Annotated in this window: 14 protein-coding genes; 5 read left to right on the forward strand and 9 right to left on the reverse strand. The window is 55.7% G+C overall.

What is annotated here, in order from left to right; genetic code table 11:
• Window positions 1–103 precede the first annotated feature (103 nt).
• Window positions 104–1,027, reverse strand: coding sequence for an ABC transporter substrate-binding protein (locus ACYSMN_RS20740; RefSeq protein WP_488925828.1), 924 nt, complete (start codon window positions 1,025–1,027; stop codon window positions 104–106).
• Between the two features lie 124 nt (window positions 1,028–1,151).
• Between ACYSMN_RS20740 and rfaD the strand changes: the two genes are divergently transcribed.
• On the forward strand, window positions 1,152–2,120 hold the full coding sequence (rfaD, locus tag ACYSMN_RS20745) for an ADP-glyceromanno-heptose 6-epimerase (protein ID WP_488925829.1): 969 nt from the start codon (window positions 1,152–1,154) through the stop codon (window positions 2,118–2,120).
• 211 nt (window positions 2,121–2,331) lie between these two features.
• A complete protein-coding gene (locus ACYSMN_RS20750; protein ID WP_488925830.1) occupies window positions 2,332–3,708 on the forward strand; it encodes an FAD/NAD(P)-binding protein in 1,377 nt (458 codons plus the stop codon).
• Between the two features lie 126 nt (window positions 3,709–3,834).
• Here the strand turns inward: ACYSMN_RS20750 and ACYSMN_RS20755 are convergent, their stop codons facing one another.
• From ACYSMN_RS20755 to ACYSMN_RS20765, 3 genes are all read right to left on the reverse strand, one after another.
• On the reverse strand, window positions 3,835–4,128 hold the full coding sequence (locus ACYSMN_RS20755; protein ID WP_488925831.1) for a hypothetical protein: 294 nt from the start codon (window positions 4,126–4,128) through the stop codon (window positions 3,835–3,837).
• 122 nt (window positions 4,129–4,250) lie between these two features.
• On the reverse strand, window positions 4,251–5,255 hold the full coding sequence (locus tag ACYSMN_RS20760; RefSeq protein ID WP_488925832.1) for a zinc-binding dehydrogenase: 1,005 nt from the start codon (window positions 5,253–5,255) through the stop codon (window positions 4,251–4,253).
• Between the two features lie 184 nt (window positions 5,256–5,439).
• Window positions 5,440–5,847: a thiol-disulfide oxidoreductase DCC family protein gene (locus tag ACYSMN_RS20765; protein ID WP_488925833.1), complete on the reverse strand. Its 408-nt coding sequence runs from the start codon at window positions 5,845–5,847 to the stop codon at window positions 5,440–5,442.
• A 337-nt stretch (window positions 5,848–6,184) separates the two neighbouring features.
• On the opposite strand from ACYSMN_RS20765, the gene ACYSMN_RS20770 reads away from it, so the two are divergent.
• Entirely contained in the window at window positions 6,185–6,466 is a 282-nt protein-coding gene (locus ACYSMN_RS20770; RefSeq protein WP_488925834.1) for a hypothetical protein, read from the forward strand.
• Between the two features lie 112 nt (window positions 6,467–6,578).
• Here the strand turns inward: ACYSMN_RS20770 and ACYSMN_RS20775 are convergent, their stop codons facing one another.
• On the reverse strand, window positions 6,579–7,082 hold the full coding sequence (locus ACYSMN_RS20775; protein ID WP_488925835.1) for a DUF4126 family protein: 504 nt from the start codon (window positions 7,080–7,082) through the stop codon (window positions 6,579–6,581).
• Between the two features lie 462 nt (window positions 7,083–7,544).
• Between ACYSMN_RS20775 and ACYSMN_RS20780 the strand changes: the two genes are divergently transcribed.
• On the forward strand, window positions 7,545–10,748 hold the full coding sequence (locus tag ACYSMN_RS20780) for a TonB-dependent receptor (RefSeq protein WP_488925836.1): 3,204 nt from the start codon (window positions 7,545–7,547) through the stop codon (window positions 10,746–10,748).
• A gap of 74 nt (window positions 10,749–10,822) precedes the next feature.
• On the opposite strand, the gene ACYSMN_RS20785 is transcribed toward ACYSMN_RS20780, so the two are convergent.
• The 4 genes from ACYSMN_RS20785 to ACYSMN_RS20800 form a co-directional block, all read right to left on the reverse strand.
• The gene (locus ACYSMN_RS20785) at window positions 10,823–11,458 is read right to left on the reverse strand and encodes a flavin reductase family protein (RefSeq protein WP_488925837.1); all 636 of its coding nucleotides are present in this window, start codon (window positions 11,456–11,458) and stop codon (window positions 10,823–10,825) included.
• A 318-nt stretch (window positions 11,459–11,776) separates the two neighbouring features.
• A complete protein-coding gene (locus ACYSMN_RS20790) occupies window positions 11,777–12,631 on the reverse strand; it encodes a hypothetical protein (RefSeq protein ID WP_488925838.1) in 855 nt (284 codons plus the stop codon).
• 126 nt (window positions 12,632–12,757) lie between these two features.
• A complete protein-coding gene (locus ACYSMN_RS20795) occupies window positions 12,758–14,611 on the reverse strand; it encodes a DUF885 domain-containing protein (RefSeq protein WP_488925839.1) in 1,854 nt (617 codons plus the stop codon).
• A 143-nt stretch (window positions 14,612–14,754) separates the two neighbouring features.
• Window positions 14,755–16,026: a hypothetical protein gene (locus ACYSMN_RS20800; RefSeq protein ID WP_488925840.1), complete on the reverse strand. Its 1,272-nt coding sequence runs from the start codon at window positions 16,024–16,026 to the stop codon at window positions 14,755–14,757.
• 370 nt (window positions 16,027–16,396) lie between these two features.
• On the opposite strand from ACYSMN_RS20800, the gene ACYSMN_RS20805 reads away from it, so the two are divergent.
• Window positions 16,397–17,113, forward strand: coding sequence for a 3-ketoacyl-ACP reductase (locus ACYSMN_RS20805; RefSeq protein WP_488925841.1), 717 nt, complete (start codon window positions 16,397–16,399; stop codon window positions 17,111–17,113).
• The last annotated feature ends 5 nt before the right edge of the window (window positions 17,114–17,118 follow it).

The following is a 17,118-nucleotide window of genomic DNA, read 5'->3' on the forward strand; positions in this document are numbered from 1 at the left end:
GTGAGAAGTGTATTGCTTTACGACTTTCGCCAAATTGTGCTCCCTCGTAGAACCGCGGTTTTACAAGAAATCAGCTGCCCGCGCAGGCCGCTTGGGTTTGCAGTTAGCGTCCCGTCACTATTTTCCGCAACTCCTGCACGCCCTCTACTACACGGGGGCCGGGACGCTCCATCAAGTTACCGGTTATGCCGTACACGCGGCGGGTTTGGTAGGCGTTGATGCGCTTCAGCTCAGGATAATTCTTAAAAAAGGTGCTGTCCAGCTTGCCAAAACTGCCGCCAATGAGCACGTCGGGATTGAGCTTGAGGATGTATTCGCGGGTGAGAGCTGGATACGGCTGAGCAAACTTCTCTACCACCGCGTTTTGGCCGCCGGCCAACCGTATTTTATCCGTGAAGAGCGTGTTCTGGCCGTACGCGTAGATCGGGTCTTGCCAGGTGATGGCCAGCACACGGACGCGCGGGCCGTTTTGGGGCGTGGCACTGGCAACCTTTGCTAGCTCCGTACGCAAGGAGTCAGCGAGGTGGCGGGCTTGTGGAGTCCGGTCTAGAATGCGGCCTAGGTCACGCAGGCCACGAAACACATCTTCCACTGTTCTGTAGCGCTGATAATAGACCGGAATACCGAAACTTTCTAGCCGCGCCGCGTCATCGAGCGAGGTCATGCCTTCTGAGCTGAACACCACATCGGGGTGCAGGGCCACGAGCTTTTCCATATCGAGCGGGTAGTTGCTTACGACGGTCTTGCGGAGCGCAGCGGCCGGGAAGTCGCAGTTCTGGGTGCGGGCAATGATGGTGGCCGTATCGGCTACGGCGTAGAGCATTTCGGTCATGGATGGCGCCAGGGCCATGACGCGGCGCGGGTGCGCGGGCACAGTGAGGCGGCGGCCTAGGTCGTCGGTGAGGTGCTGCGGGGCAGCAGGAGCGGCAGTTTTTTCGGTGGTGGCGGGCTTATCGGGCTGGCAGGCCAGCGCCAGTAATGAGAGCGGCAGCAGTTTCAGCAGCGGCCGGAAGGAATAGGAGTGCATGCATCAAAGGTAGAACACGACCAGGGCTAACAACACAAATCAGTGGCCGGGGCTGTTTATCGGAACCGTGCTGAAACGCGTACTCCGCAAAATCAATCCTACTTTTGACGAAAGTTCCTGCCCTATGATAGTCGTCACCGGAGCCGCCGGCTTTATTGCTAGCTGCCTTGTCACCCGCCTCAACGCCGCCAATTTCAACGACATCGTGGTGGTCGACAATTTCGCCGTGGAGCGCAAGCTGGCCAACCTCAAAGGCAAGCACCTACGCGAATACGTGGACCGCAACGAGTTTTTTGCGTGGCTCGACGCCAACCACGAGCAAGTGGAGTTCATCTTCCACCTCGGCGCCCGTACTGACACCACCGAGCAGGACCGCGCCATCCTAGACCTGCTCAATCTCGACTATTCCAAGCAGATGTGGCAGGCCTGCGTGCAGTATCAGCTACCGCTGGTCTATGCTTCGTCAGCGGCTACTTACGGGTCCGGCACCCTCGGCTATTCCGACCATGACGACGCGCTGCTGCCTCTATACCGCCCACTAAATCCCTACGGTGAGTCGAAAAACGACTTCGACAACTGGGCCGTGCAGCAGGCAGAAAAGCCGTTTTTCTGGGCGGGCCTAAAGTTTTTCAACGTGTACGGGCCCAACGAGTACCACAAAGGCCGCATGGCTTCCGTGATTCTGCACGCCTTCGAGCAGATTCGCAAAACCGGCTCCATGACGCTATTCCGCTCCCACAACCCCGACTACACCGACGGCGGGCAGATGCGTGACTTTGTGTACGTCAAGGACGTGGTAGAAGTGTGTTACTTCCTGATGCACCACCGCCGAAACTCCGGTATCTACAACCTCGGTACCGGCGAAGCCCGCACCTTCCTCGATCTGGCCCTCAACACCTTCGCCGCCCTCGACCGCGTGGCCGACATCCACTTCCGCGACACGCCCGAAGACATCCGCGACAAGTACCAGTACTTCACCCAGGCCGACATGAGCAAACTGCGCAGCATCGGCTACGAGCGGCCTTTCACGCGCCTCGAAGATGGTATCAACGACTACGTGCGCAACTATCTGGTGCCGGGCGCCTACCTCTAGGCCCAAATTTTATAGGTGGGACCTAACTAGCTGAGCGCAACACTCGTTCTAGCGCGAAAAGGCCCCTAACGGCTCCCGTAGCCCGGTTGTGAGGAACTCACGGCCGGGTTACACGTTTTAAATAGGCTGCGGCTTTGCCTTAATTGGCGAGTTGCTGTTCTGGAATAGCCTTTCTTTCCGGCTCATTCCGCTACCTCTCATCTCTCTCCTCTTGCAGCAAAGAACCCTTACGATTCTAGGCGGCGGTTTTTCGGGCTCGATGTTGGCGATGCAGCTAGCCCGGCTGCCGGGGCCATTGCCCGGCGTGGTGCACTTGGTGGAACCGCGGCCAGAACCAGGCCCGGGGCTGGCTTACTCCACTCACCGGCCCGAACACCTGCTCAACGTGCGGGCGCCTTTCCTGAGCGCCTTCCCCAACCAACCCACTCATTTTGTTGATTGGCTACAAGCTAATGGTATAATTTCCTGCGAAGAAGGGTTCTGCCCGCGCCATATCTACGGCCGCTACTTACAAGAAATAATAACTGGTTTACTAGCCCGGCCCGCCGCCAATGGCCTTTCGTTCCATTGGCACCCGCAAGCCGCCGTGGCCGCCGAACTAGATTCCACTGGCTCCCAGGCTACAGTGCACCTGGCTGATGGCACCCAACTACTCAGCGACAAAGTAGTGCTGGCTCTAGGCAACTTTCCGCCACCATCGCCGGCCGGCCCTGGCGCTTACCTTACCCACCCACGTTTTCATGGTAACCCGTGGGCGCCGGGTGCCCTGCGTAATATTGGCTCCAGTGATGCGATTTTGCTCGTTGGCTCGGGGCTAACTGCTATGGATGTGCTGCTGAGTCTGCGCGCTGATAGGCACCGCGGCCCTATCACAGTGGTATCGAGGCACCAGCGCTGGCCGGCAGTACACGGCCCACTTAGTACACCCTGCCCCAGTTTTTACGCGGCCGAGTTGTGCGGCCTGCATACCGTGGGTGAAGTGCTGGCCATCGTGCGGCGGCGCGTTCAGAAGGCTATAACTGCTGGCCAAGATTGGCGCCCAGTATTCGACTCTATCCGACCTGACTTGGGAGCCATCTGGGCAGCATGGCCGCTAAACGAGCAAGAAAGGTTTTTGCGGCATTTGGCCTCTATTTGGGCCGTATTGCGCCACCGCAGCCCACCTCAAAACGATGTGGCAATCCGCGAAATGATGGCCACCGGGCAGGTGCGAATGTGGCCCGGCCGCGTGAGCAGTATCGCAGTTGAAGGCGAAGAATTGCTGGTGCATACTCGCCTCCAAAGTGCGGAGCACGTGCTGCGCACGCAGCACGTTATCAGCTGTACGGGTCCCCTACTCGATTATAGCCGCATTCAGGACCCGCTGGTAGTGAGCATCCGAGCCGCGGGCCACCTGCTGCCCGATCCGCTCCGCCTCGGCATCCAGACCAATGAGCACGGCGCTTTGCTTGATGCCAGGCAACAGCCTTCAGCCGTGCTATTTACGCTCGGCCCAAGCCGCCGCCCCGCCTACTTTGAGTCGACAGCCGTGCCGGAGTTGCGGCAGCAAGCGGTGGCTTTGGCGCAGGAACTAGCGCGGCGCTGGTAAGAAGTGAGACTTGAGATTTATGCCAAGAAGCACTCGTAGTTCCGATTGAGCTATTCAGAGCAAAAAAGCCAGACGTATGAGGTCTGGCTTTTTTGGTATAATGAAGTATTGACCGTTAGCACGGTGCTACGCCGCTAACTCGTCAGGGTAAAGCGGGAAGACCGGCGTGTCGGGCTGCGTTGAAAGCTCACGGGTGTTGGAAACAGGCGGCACCAAAGCCGGGCCGACAGCTGTTTCGGTGCGGTGGCGGCGCAAAGCACGCATCAGCAGGTACTTGTATTTCTCCGCGTCAGCCAGGGCGGCATCTACGGCACGTAGCGCATCGTCATAGGTCACTACCGGCACCGACTCGGCGGCTTCGCCCGTAGGATACGTCAGTTCAAAAACTGGGCACTGTAGGTATTCGGCGGGCGTTTTCATGGAGCAGAGTTAGCTAAGAGAAGACTGAAAATCTTATTAAAAAACTAACAGCCACGGCCTACTTTTCATTCCTTGCAAGGCAGGTATTTTTATTGAATTATATCATTACAACACCTTGTATTTCAAGACCCTATTTGGAGTACTAATTTGCCGAATTGCAACCCTTCTTCCATGTGCTTCAAAGCGGCTTGTCCTTCCACCAGCGAGAAGGTTACGTCGATGATTGGTTCGATTCTGTATTGCTCCATCAGGCTCACCATCGCCGCAAAGTCCTGCGGCGTGCCCATAGAAGAGCCGAGCAGTGAGAGTTGCTTCCAGAACACCTTGCGGGCCGCCATATTCGGAATATCGCCGTGCGTAGCACCGTAGAATACGATGCGCCCACCCGGAGCCGCGGCATCAACTAAATCATTAAAGCCCGGCCCAGCGGCACTGTCCACGATAACGTCGAAGCCTCCGCCAGCTTGCTTGGTGAGCGTAGCGGGCCATTTTTCCGTTTTGTAGCTGATCCCGCCCTTGGCACCTAACCTCACGGCTTTGGCAATTTTCTCCTCCGAACCCGAAGTAACCCATACTTCAGCCCCACTCGCCACGGCCATTTGCAACGCCAGCAAAGCTACTCCGCCACCTACGCCGCTGATTAGCACCCGCTCGCCAGCTTGCAGCTTGGCCCGCGTAAACAGGGCTCGGTACGCCGTAACGCCTCCCAACGGTAAGGCGGCGGCCTGCTCGAAGCTCAAGTGCGCTGGTTTTGCTTGCACTTGCTCGGCCGGCACACACACGTACTCGGCAAAGGTGCCATTCTGGGGCAACCCTAAAATCTGAAAATCCCGGCCTTGGGCGGCGGGCTGGTCGCCCCAGTTTTGGCCGGGGTTGATAAGCACCGCTTGGCCTTGCAGGCTGGCATCTGCCCCTTCTCCTACTGCCGTAATGATGCCGGCCCCATCGGAGCCCAGGATGATGGGAAATTTCAGCCCCGCGTATTGACCCTTCTGAATCCAGACATCGCGGTGATTGAGGGCCGCGGCATGCAGTTGTACCTGCACCTGGCCGGGTGCAGGCTGCGGCGTGGGCTCTTCACGAAATTGCACGGGCTGGTTGATGCCATCAAGAACAAGAGCTTGCATGGGGACGGAGGAATTGAAGTGGGTGATGGTAGAAATAGTCAAGGCAAGTACGGCGGTTTTGGCGTGAGAACCATTAGCCTAAATACCTGCACAATCACGAACGAGAGTTGGCCTAAGCGCGTGGGCTAAGCTAACATTACCAAGGGTGAAGTTGCTTTTCTCCTCGCTTCATCATTCAGCAGTCTCACAGAAAGCGCGCTTTCAATTCTGGGGTGGGCAGCCAGCAGCTTTCCTGTCGGCCAAACCAACGATACCGGTGGCGCGCCACGAAACGGTAGGCGGCATCGCGCAGGAAACGTGGCAGTAACAAGGCCACTGCAAAGCCCCGCCACGGCCAACTGAGCCCGCGCGCGATGCGCAAAGCCGCCGTAGAATGGGTATACAGATATCCGTCTTCGAGCAACATAACCGTTTCCGGAGCAATAGACGCCTCATGGCCGTGCTGCGCCAATAGCGTCTTTCCTACCTCTGATTGCAGCGCGGCAAAATGAAAACGGCCTGCCGGATCGTGGCTGATAACGAATTGGACGAAGCCATTGCAGAGGTTGCAGACGCCGTCAAACAAGACAACGCTAGATGAAGAATCGGACATGCTAGTGGTAGGCTGGTTGGAACCCATAAACGGTGAACAGGCAGGAGCACCAAACCTCCCGCTGTCCTTCCGCTATACGGGTATGCGCCTACGATGCGCCTACAAGTAGCCGTATTAGAAGCAACCTAAGAGCTTCTAAGCAATGCTCATTGCGGCAGCAGAGTGTAAAAGGCCAGTTTTTAAAACGCAATATGCAGGCGAAGCTGCACTGTTAATAAATAAACGAAATTGAAGCTGGAACAGCTACCGAGTGAGGAGTTCAGCCGCTTCGATCAGCCTAGCTGTAACCGCAGCCTAACCAGGCACGTTTGCCATAGCATACTCTTCTACTTTTTCCATGAAACGCACTGCCTCTATTTTGCTGGCGCTGGTGTCGAGCGCTGCTTTTACTGCCTGCGACTACACCCTCACTCCCGGCGATGACTCACATTTGAGAGATAGTTTTGCTGATGCTCCGCCCGCCACCCCCAACGAAACCAACCGGGACAGCATCAGCGCCCACATAGACACCTACCGGCCAATTGGCACCGGCTCGGCGTATGACCAGAAACGCTCCGTCAATTCGGGCATAGACGTTTCCGCTAACAACCCCAACACCCCAACCAAGCTGGACCGTTAGCTCTCGGCAGAGAAATTAGGAAACCTTGGCTTGCAGCTTAGGGAAACCTACAAACAGAAAAGTCCATCAGCGCTACGTTGATGGACTTTTCTGTTTACTGCCGATAACACTTTTACAAAGCCCAGCCAGCTGGAGCGCCAGCATCAGTTCCTTTCGACAAAGCCAAACCACTGCTGAATACCAACAGATCCTCTAACCCACCGACTAGCGCGCTAGGAAGGCCGGAAGCGCTGGTGGTTTTCTGGCGCAGCCAAAAGCTGCCGAAAGTAGCAACACCCGCAGCGATGCTCCCCAGCAATGCCCCATTGAGTGTCCTACCGTGGTTGGCTTTGTAGAGTGCTGCTCCTACCAACGCTCCCGACAGTAACCGGCCCAGCAATACGGGTGGAGCAATTCGATTGGGAGCTTGCGGAAGTTTATCACCAATAAGCTCACCGCCGGCTAGCAACTGGAAGCCTTTAGCTACCAACGGTTTCTGCAGGTAGCGTAGCGGTGAACCAGCTAAGCCCTGCGGGTGAAATTTGACGAGGTTGGCTGTCAGCAAGGCGGGGGCCGCCATACTGCGGAAGCCAGCTACGGTGCCCAGGCCTATGGTTTGCCAGAAGTATTTGGTCATAGGTGAGAGGATGAAGCTTGATACGAATGCTTGTTTAACGTAAGCGCTTTCAAAAAAGCCAAGCTCTTGCCTCACGTTATCTACTAACCAGTCCCTTAAACCACAGGATGAGCCTTATTGCCATAACTTCAACGTTTTGAGCTCAGCATTGTGCATCACTGAAAAATTACATCCGTTTTACTTTCAATTTTTCAAAAATCCTATGTATTATCTGCGCGCGGGAAAACACACATGCGCGCGGGAAAACACACAAGTTTTATAGCTCTGTACTAGAATTAGCCTTTTGATTGAAGTATGAAAAATAAGATTGCTTTATATTAAATACTTGTTTATCAGAGCAGTATTTATTTGTATTTCCAAATTGTTACCAAATTGTTACGCTAGTATACTTCACAATGCCTTAACCTACTTTTGCCACGAAATTCTGAGGAAGCGCCTCGGATAAACAAAAAAGCTCTTTTTATGAAAAACAGAATACTACTGTTTTTACTGCTCGGCTTTATACTTTTCACGGGCAGCAGCACATTGTTGGCACAGGGGGTTACGACCTCCGCAATGAAGGGATTGGTGTTGGATGCCAAAGGAGAGCCGCTACCAGGCGCCACGGTTATTGCCACCCACTTGCCATCGGGCACGAAATATGGCACCGCCACCCGCGAAAATGGCCAATACGACTTGCTCAACATGCGTATTGGGGGGCCTTACGAACTAGTGGTTTCGTTCGTCGGTGCCCAAACCCACACTGATACGGGTATTCAGTTGGCGCTGGGCAAGACCTTTGAAAGCAAGATTACGCTGGCCGACGGCGCCCAAGCTCTGAGCGAAGTGGTAGTAAAAGGCAACCGCGACGGCCAGATCAATAAAGACCGCACGGGTGCTTCTACCAACGTAAGCAGCGCCGCCATCCGGACGCTGCCCACCATCAGCCGCTCCCAGGAAGATTTCACGCGCCTCACCCCGCAAAGCAGCGGCTTGAGCTTTGGGGGCCGCAATACGCTCTACAACAACTTCTCACTCGACGGCTCCATTTTCAATAACTCATTTGGATTGGATGCCCCCACGCCGGGCGGCCAAACCAACTCGCAGCCGGTAAGCCTCGACGCCATTGAGCAAATTGAAGTGAGCCTTGCGCCGTTCGACGTGCGCCAAGGCGGCTTCACGGGTGCCGGTGTAAACGCTGTAACCAAGAGCGGTACCAACGACATCAAAGGCACCGTGTACACGTTCCTGCGTAACGAAAGCCTGATTGGAGAGAAGGTAGGTGATGCGAAAATCTCCAACCCCGACCTGAAGTTCAATCAAACGGGCTTCGCGCTCGGCGGCCCTATCATCAAGAACAAACTGTTCTTCTTCACGAACGCCGAAATCACTCGCCGCGACGACCCGGCTCTGACTTTCCGGCCCGCTGCAAATGCCGACGAAGCAAATGCTGCTCTCAACGGCCGCGCTGATGGCGTGAGCCGCGTGTTGGAGAGCGACCTGATAGCCATCCGCGAACGCCTGAATACTGTATATGGCTACGACCCCGGCACGTACCGAGATTTTACCTACCGCACGTACAGCGACAAAATTCTGGCTAAGCTGGACTGGAATATTAATGAGAAAAACACTTTCTCGATCCGGTACAACTACCTCAAAAGCTACCGTGAACAGGGCCCCCACCCCATTGCTATTGCTCCTTCTTCGCGGGTACAAGGCGTGAACACGCTCCAATTCTCGAACTCCGGCTACACTATCAACAACAACCTGAACTCAGTGGTAGGCGAGTTGAACTCGCGCATTGGGGAGAAATTCAGCAACAAGGCACAGCTTAGTTATTCTGCTTTCCGCGACTTCCGGGACCTGCCCTCTAGCACGTTCTTTCCGTTCATCGACATCACTAAAAATGGTACCACTTATGTATCGGTGGGCACGGAGCAGTTTTCGGCCAACAACAAGCTGGACCAAAACATCATCCAGTTCACGGATAACCTGAGCTACTTCGCGGGAGCCCACGTGCTGACTGCGGGTGTAACGTATGAGCGGTTTGCTTTCGTGAATGCTTTTAACCTGCAACGCTACGGCTATCCTTTCTTCGGGGGCTTGGACGTCGACCAGTTCTTCAAGGTAACCAACCCTTTAGACACTTCTTTCGTGGATCTGACTGCCATTGCTCAGGCCGGTGGTCGGCGGCCAGTTAAGTCAGTAGACGTGAATGTAGCTCAGCTTGGCCTTTACGCGCAGGACGAGTGGAATGTGACTCCGTCTTTCAAGCTGACTCTAGGTATCCGGGCTGATTTGCCCATCTACGATACCACTGTGCCCCAAAACCAGCAAATTCTCAATGCGCCGCTGCTAAACTCAGAAGGCCAGCCAGCGAAAGTCGATGTGACCCAGTTTCCTAAGGCTACACCGCTATGGTCGCCACGCTTGGGCTTCAATTATGCCGTGGAAGGCGACTACACTACGCAGATACGCGGTGGCACGGGCATTTTCACGGGCCGTATTCCTTTCGTATGGATCAGCAACCAAGCTTCTAACGCCCAATTTGACGCAGGTTATACTTTCCAGATTAATGGCACATCCCGCGATTTCAAGTTCCCGCAGGTGTGGCGCTCTAATCTCGCCATCGACCAGCAACTACCAGGCGGCATCGTAGCAACCCTGGAGGCCATTTACTCCAAGGATCGCAATGCGGCCATTCACCGCAACTACAACCTGGTGACTCCCACTGAGCGACTAACGGGAACCGACGACCGCCTAATTTATCCAGCTGCTGGACCGCGCATTACGCCGGGCTTCAATGGTCCTGATGGGCAATTCAGCTTCCTAGATGCTGGCGTAATCGTACTGGAGAATACCAACAAAGGCTACCAATACTCGCTCACAGGGCAACTGAAGAAGGATTTTGCCAATGGCTTGTATGTGCAAGCAGCTTACACCTACTCGCGCGCCAAGGACGTAACCTCTAATCCCGGCGAAATTGCGGCTGACGCCTTCCAGCGCAACCCGGTTGTCGGCAACGCAAACAACCCGCAGCTGGCCTACAGTGACTTCGGCTTACAACACCGCATTATTGGGGCGGCAGGTAAGCGGTTTGAGTATGCCAACAAACACATGGCTACTACGCTAAGCTTCTTCTTTGAAGCAGCGCAGGGCAACCGCTTCTCCTACACCTATGCCGGTGACCTAAACCGCGATGGTATTCCTGGCAATGACTTGTTTTTTGTGCCAGCCTCGCGTGAGCAAATCAACTTAGTAGATGTCACTAATGCGCAAGGCACCGTAACGGCCGACCAGCAGTGGCAGCGCCTAAATGCTTACATCGAGCAGGACGACTACTTGCGGAGCCGCCGCGGCCAGTATACGGAGCGCAACGGTGCTATCAGCCCTTGGTACACCCAGCTTGACGCTAAACTTCTGCAAGATTTCTCTGTAATGACTGGTGAGAAAAAGCACACTTTCCAGGTCAGCTTTGATATTCAGAACTTAGGCAACCTGATCAACTCCGATTGGGGCGTGCGGCGAGTGTTTGCCAACAATCGTTTGGTAGAAGTAGCTTATCCAACGGCTACGCCCAACACGCCAACATTTAACTTCACAGGCGGTAACCAGACCTTCATCAACAACACTGATTTGAACAGCCGCTGGCGCGCTCAGATCGGCTTGCGCTACATCCTCGACTAAGGTTCTTCACTCCTTCGGGAAATAGAAAATGAAAGCCCGGCGCTAGTTGCGTCGGGCTTTTTCATTGTAGGTAGTTACTCAGCTTTTGGCTGGGGGCCTTGGCCGGGTCGGGCATAAGCAAAGGCGCCTACTGGCTGAGCGCGGTAGTAAGAGTCGAGGCCGGAGATGCTGGCGGTATCGGCGGCTACAAGGTCGAGGGTGCCGTCGGGGAGCAGTAGGTTTTCGGATAGGTAAATGTGCTCTACGGCACCTACCAGCAGCACGGTGCCGTTGTGAATGGGTAGCTCTTCGCGTAGGCGCAGGCCCATGCTGATGGGGCTTTCGGCCACGTAGGGAGCTGGGAAATCGTCGCGCCACGCTGGAGTGAAACCACACGCATCGAATTCTGATTCTTCGCGGGCAAAATCGGCGGAGGTGTAATGGGCCTGGGCTACGAAGTCGGCGGGCACGTGGTTGATGGTGTAGCAGCCGGAGGCTTTGAGGTTTTCGTAGGTGTGGCGCGGCACAGTGGTGGGCCGCGTTACGAGGCCGAGCACGGCCGGGGCCGAGCCTAGGTGCAGCACCGAGCTGAAGATGGCCAAATTCGTGGCGCCTTCCGAGTTGGCCGTGCCGATGAGATTGGCGGGTTTATAGCCGGGCAGGGCATTGACGAGGTTGAGGCGGAAGATCTTGTCGAAGCCTTGCAGATCGGCGGTGGTGAGGTGGCGCATGCGATAAAAGGATGGAACGGGTGAGACGGCAGCAGCTGGACTAGCAACTGTGGCGCATTGTTTTCCGAGGCAAGGTAGAAAGCTGCTCTTTCTCGGTCGATACGCGCTTATAGCAGCCTCGTAGAACTGACTCGACAATTGATTGCTGACTCAAAAACTGGACAGACATAATGGTAGTAACTACGTGAACTATCGTTAAAAATGCCCACAACCGTAGTTTTTTACCGGGTCAAAATCCGTGTTTCTTCAGTGCTCATAAACACCTAGGGCCTGGCCAACGGGGCGTATAAAGGGGCGTTTCAGTCTTGTTATCCACCTTCACCCCCTTTGCTTGTCATGTAAGAAATCTTGGCTTCCGCTGCTAGTCGGCACCCTCCTCTGCTCCTCCCTCGTCTTCACTGCCTGTGACGACGATGATGACGACAACAGCACTCCTTCTACAACTTCCGGCAGTACCACCTCGGGCTCCACGTCGGGCTCTACAACAGGTACTACGTCCGGCACCACCTCGGGCTCCACCACTAGTTCGACTAGTGGCACCACCTCGGGCTCTACGACGGGCACGACCAGCAGCACCACATCCGGCACGACCAGCAGCACTACCTCAGGTAGTACGACTGGCACGACATCTGGTACCACTGCTGGTGGCACAACAGGTACAACCTCCAGCACGACATCTGGCGGCACGACCGGTACCACTTCGGGCACGACTGCTGGCGGAACCACTGGCACTACGTCGGGCACGACTGCCGGTGGCACGACTGGCACGACAAGCGGCACTACTGCAGGCGGCACTACTGGTACCACCTCGGGCACAACGTCGGGTTCTACTACCAGCACAACTTCCGGTACGACTGCTGGTGGTACTACGGGCACCACTTCGAGCACTACCACTGGAGGAACCACGGGTACCACGTCTGGTACTACTACCGGTGGTACTACCGGCACCACTTCCGGTACCACCACTGGTGGTACTACGGGCACCACTTCTGGTACGACTACTGGCGGTACCACAGGTACAACAAGTGGTACTACGTCTGGCTCTACTACTGGCTCAACCAGCGGTACTACTTCGGGCTCTACCACTGGGTCAACGGGTGGCACCACTTCGGGTACCACCAGCGGCAGCACTACAGGCGGTTCTACTTCTGGCTCAACCGGCGGCTCGACCACCTGATACTCTGCCCACAGCTTATATAGTCCCCCGGATTAGCTGACCAAGACCTGACCTTACAATAAAAGCCCGCCTCCTCAGGAAACTGAGCGTGAGGCGGGCTTTATTAGTTGTGAGCGGCGGTGCTACTTCTCCGATGCGGCCCAGTTGTCCATCTTACGTTCCAGCACAGACAAGGGCATTACGCCATCTTTGAGCAGTTCGTCGTGGAAGTTTGCCAAGTTGAAATGCTCCCGGTTCTGGCCCGCGTACTTCTCGCGCAGCTTGTCGTGGTGGGCGCCTAGCTGGCTAGCGTACTTGGCGCGCATTTCCCGAATCTTGAGTGCTCCAATCTTGTAGCTCAGCGCCTGGCCCGGAATGGCCATGTACCGCTCAATTTCGGCCGTGGCGCCTTCTTCGCTGATGGCTTCATTAGCCATCATGTACTTGATAGCTTCTTCGCGGCTCATGTTTTTAGTGTGCATGCCCACGTCTACCACCAGGCGAATGGCCCGGTGCATTTCATCGCCGAGGGCACCCATGTACTGGTACGGGTCGGTGTAGAGACCTAGCTCTTTACCTAGGCTTTCGGTGTAGAGGGCCCAGCCTTCGCCCATGGCACCATACCAGGCAAACCGCCGGAACTTGGGCAGATCCGTGTTTTCCTGCTGCAACGAAATCTGGTAGTGGTGGCCCGGAATGGCTTCGTGCAAAAACAACGACTCCATGCCCGACGTCACGTTGAACTTGGTGGCATCGAGAATAGGCACGTAGAAAATGCCGGGTCGGGAGCCGTCGGGGGAGCCTTGGTTGTACTCCGCCGAAGCCGAAGCGGCCCGGAAGGCTTCCGTTTGGCGAATTTCGAACGGCGTTTTGGGCGTGCGCCCAAACATCTTAGGCAGGTTCGGGGTGATTTTAGCCTGAATGCCGCGGAAGGCGTTGAGCACGTCCTCCGGCTGCTTGAAGGGCATTAGTTTGGGGTCTTCTTTCAGGTTGGCGAAGAAGGCTTTCAAATCACCCTGGAAACCCACTTGGGTTTTCACCTTCTCCATCTCGCTCTGAATACGGGCCACTTCTTTCAAGCCGGTCTGGTAGATTTCCTCCGGCGTTTTGTCGGTGGTAGTCCACGTTTTGACGTAGTAGCGGTAGATTTCCGAGCCATTAGGAATAGCCGAAATACCGGTGCTGGGCCGGGCTTTGGGCAGGTATTCTTTTTCCAGGAAGTTGCCGAGCTTCTGGTAAGTAGGCACCAGCTCTTCCATGATGGCCTTCTTGTAAGCGGCCGTAATACGCTCCTTATCGGCCGCCGAAATATCGGCGGGCATTTTGTTGATGGGGCCGTAGAACAGGCTCTTGGTTGGGTCCGTCACCACCAGGTCGCGCATTTGCGGAATCATCTTCTTGACCAGCGTCTTAGGCAGCACGACGCCGGCCTGCATGCCTTGCCGGAAGTTGCTGATGGCCGTATCGGCCCACGCCGAAAACCCGCACACCCGGCCCAGCCAGTTGTCGTAGTCTTTGGCGGTTTTGAAGGGCTGCACTCCCTCGCCGGAACCGTACTGCCCCATGGAGATGGGCAGGCCCCAGAACTGCTGGAACGGCATCATCCAGGTGTTCAGCTTGAGGCCTTCGAGCCGGTTTTCGAGGTCGTACTGAAAAATATCGTAGCTGACTTTGTCCTTAGCGGCCAGCTTGGCCCGGTCAAATTTCTTGAGTCGGTCCAGGTACTTCTGATAGAAGCTGACCAGATTCTGCCGGAAGGCGCGAGAGGCGTCGTTGGGCAGTTGGTCGTTGTAGCGGTTGTCGCCTTGGGTGGTGGCTTCCAGCGGGAAGAGCTTGGCGTTTTCTTCCCAGTACAGTTCGAACAGCTGATTCACGTCTTTCACGTTGGCGAGCGAAGTCGCGGTAGGCGCCGTACCGGACTCCGTAGCCGGCTTCTGCTGATTGCAGCCAACTAGCAGTGCCCCGGCCAGCAGGCCAGTGAGGGCAAGTCTTTTCATGGGAGTGGGAAATGTGGTTTTAAGAGGGGAAAGGTAAGAGGTTTATTGAACCGTAATACCTCTACCTCGCCCACAAACACGAAAAAGCCCGTGGACTGCGCCACGGGCTTTTTCAGATCAGGTAGCAATTACCCGGGAGGAGCTTACTCGACCAGCATAAACCGGCGGCTGATGGTACCCTGCGTTGTAATGGCTTGCACAATGTAAGCGCCGGCACCAGTTCCACGCAAAGGTACTTCGCGCACCACGTTGCCGGTGGTGCCTTCCGGTAGTGACTCGGTGTATACCACGCGGCCCATGTTGTCGAGAATGCGGAGAGTTTGGCACACGGCGGGGGTGTTCATTGCCACGTTCAGCCGGCCGCTGTTGCCATAAGCGCTTAACTCCTGCTTACTGGTGCCGGCTACCTGCGCACTCACCACCGGCGAGTAAGAGAACGTACCATCCAAGTCAATCTGCTTGAGGCGGTAGAAGTTGACGCCCGCCAGCGGCCGTTGGTCGAGGGTGGAGTAGGACCGCAAGCCTTGCGAAGTGCCGGCCGCCGGAACCGAGGTAACTGGCGCAAATTCGTAGCCTTCGGTGGAACGCTCCACTAGGAAGCTGGCTGAGTTCTTTTCCGATGCCGTGGACCATTGCAGCTCAACTGCTCCGTTTACGTTGCGGGCCGTGAAGCTTAGCAGCTCTACCGGCAGCGGCCCACGGCAGCCATTGATACTGATGGCCTGCGCCACGCGGGGGTTGCAGCTCAGTCCTTCCGTATCGCAGGTGTTGGCCAGGCCTTGCACGCACACCCGCAGATTAGGACCGAACAGGCCATTCAAAGAGCCATTGTTGTTGCTGAGCACGCAGCCGCTGATGTTCAACTGGCCGGCACCTTCGATACTAGGGTTGCCTTGGCGCACAATCAAGTTGCCGGCTATAGTCACGTTGTCGCTCACATTTAGCGTCGATTGGTTTTCGACCGAGATGTTGCAGCTAGTGCGCAGCGGCGCGTTTATTTCCGCGTCGGCTTTGTAGAAACTCAGCGAGGTTACTTGTAGGGTGCCATTGAGAACGAGACGCAGCTGGTCGGCGCCTTGCTGGCTGCCAAAGTTTAGCCGGCGGCCCGGAGCGTCTTCAATCAATGAGCCGCCCGCGTTGATGGTCAGCATGCCAGCGGCGCCATCAATGTTGTAGTCGGTGTCGAGGCGGACTGGCGAGGTGATGACGATGATGTTGTTGCTTTCCCGCTCACGAGTGGTGCTGCTAGATGGAACGGACGAAGCACCAGATGCTCCGCTCACGACCCAGGTATTGGGGTTGCTCCAGGCACCACCCCCGGGTCGAGAAGTGTACGTGACTTGGGCTAGTACTCGCGAAGAAGCACTGAACCCGAACAGCAGAAATAGAACGAAAGAAAGTACATGGGTTTTCATGGGAAAGGCGGCTTTGTTTAAACTAAACAGGAATTGTTTGTGACCTTTACGCCTTCCTTCGCATTATGGCGGTGTGTAAACACTAAAATTTCACATACAAGTATTATTCTATACTAATAAATAATCGTTCAAAGCAATTAGATATATCAAGCCCGAAGCTTTGTCCCGCAACTATAACAGTGGCACTTCTTTGTACTTATGAAATATTTGAAAATCCTAATTCACTGCTAAAAACGGTATGCCTTTTTGGGAAAAACTTTCTCCATTCGGGAGAATACCCGGCCGTAGCCAACATATAGTATTGGCGAGGCGTTAAGTAGCCGCAATGCCATGCTACCCCCTTGGCATCTAAATTATAACTCCTTCATCAATGGACTCTATAGCTGGTAAAAAGGCCCTCGTGACGGGCGCGGGCAAAGGAATTGGGCGTGCCATAGCGTTGGCTCTGGCGCAAGAAAACGTACAGGTGGCGCTGCTGGCCCGCAACGAAGCCCAATTGCAAGCAGTAGCTCAAGAGATTGAAGCCCTCGGCGGCAAACCGGTAATAGTCGCCGCTGACATAGCCGACCGGGCCGCTGTGGAGGCGGCAGTAGCAAGCGCCACCGCCGCGCTTGGATCCATCGACATTCTGATCAATAACGCGGGTATCGGCACTTTCGCTAAGCTCGTGGACATGGACCCGGCTGAGTGGGAGCATATTATTCAGGTGAATTTGCTGGGCACTTATTACGCTACCCGCGCCGTACTACCCGGCATGATAGCCCGCGAAACCGGCGACATTATCAACGTTGCTTCCACGGCTGGGCAGCGCGGTGCGGCTACCACGAGTGCCTATAGCGCGTCCAAGTTTGCGGTGCTTGGCCTCACAGAATCGTTGATGCAGGAAGTGCGCCGCCACAACATCCGCGTGTCGGCTCTCACACCAAGCACCGTAGCGACGGAACTCGCCATCAGCAACAAGCTCACCGACGGCAACCCCGACAAAGTGATGCAGCCCGAAGACCTGGCCGAATTTATCGTGGCGCAACTCAAACTCAACCGGCGCATCTTTATCAAAGAAGCCGGCATGTGGAGCACCAATCCATAACCCAA

Source organism: Hymenobacter sp. M1-2 (assembly GCF_057808495.1).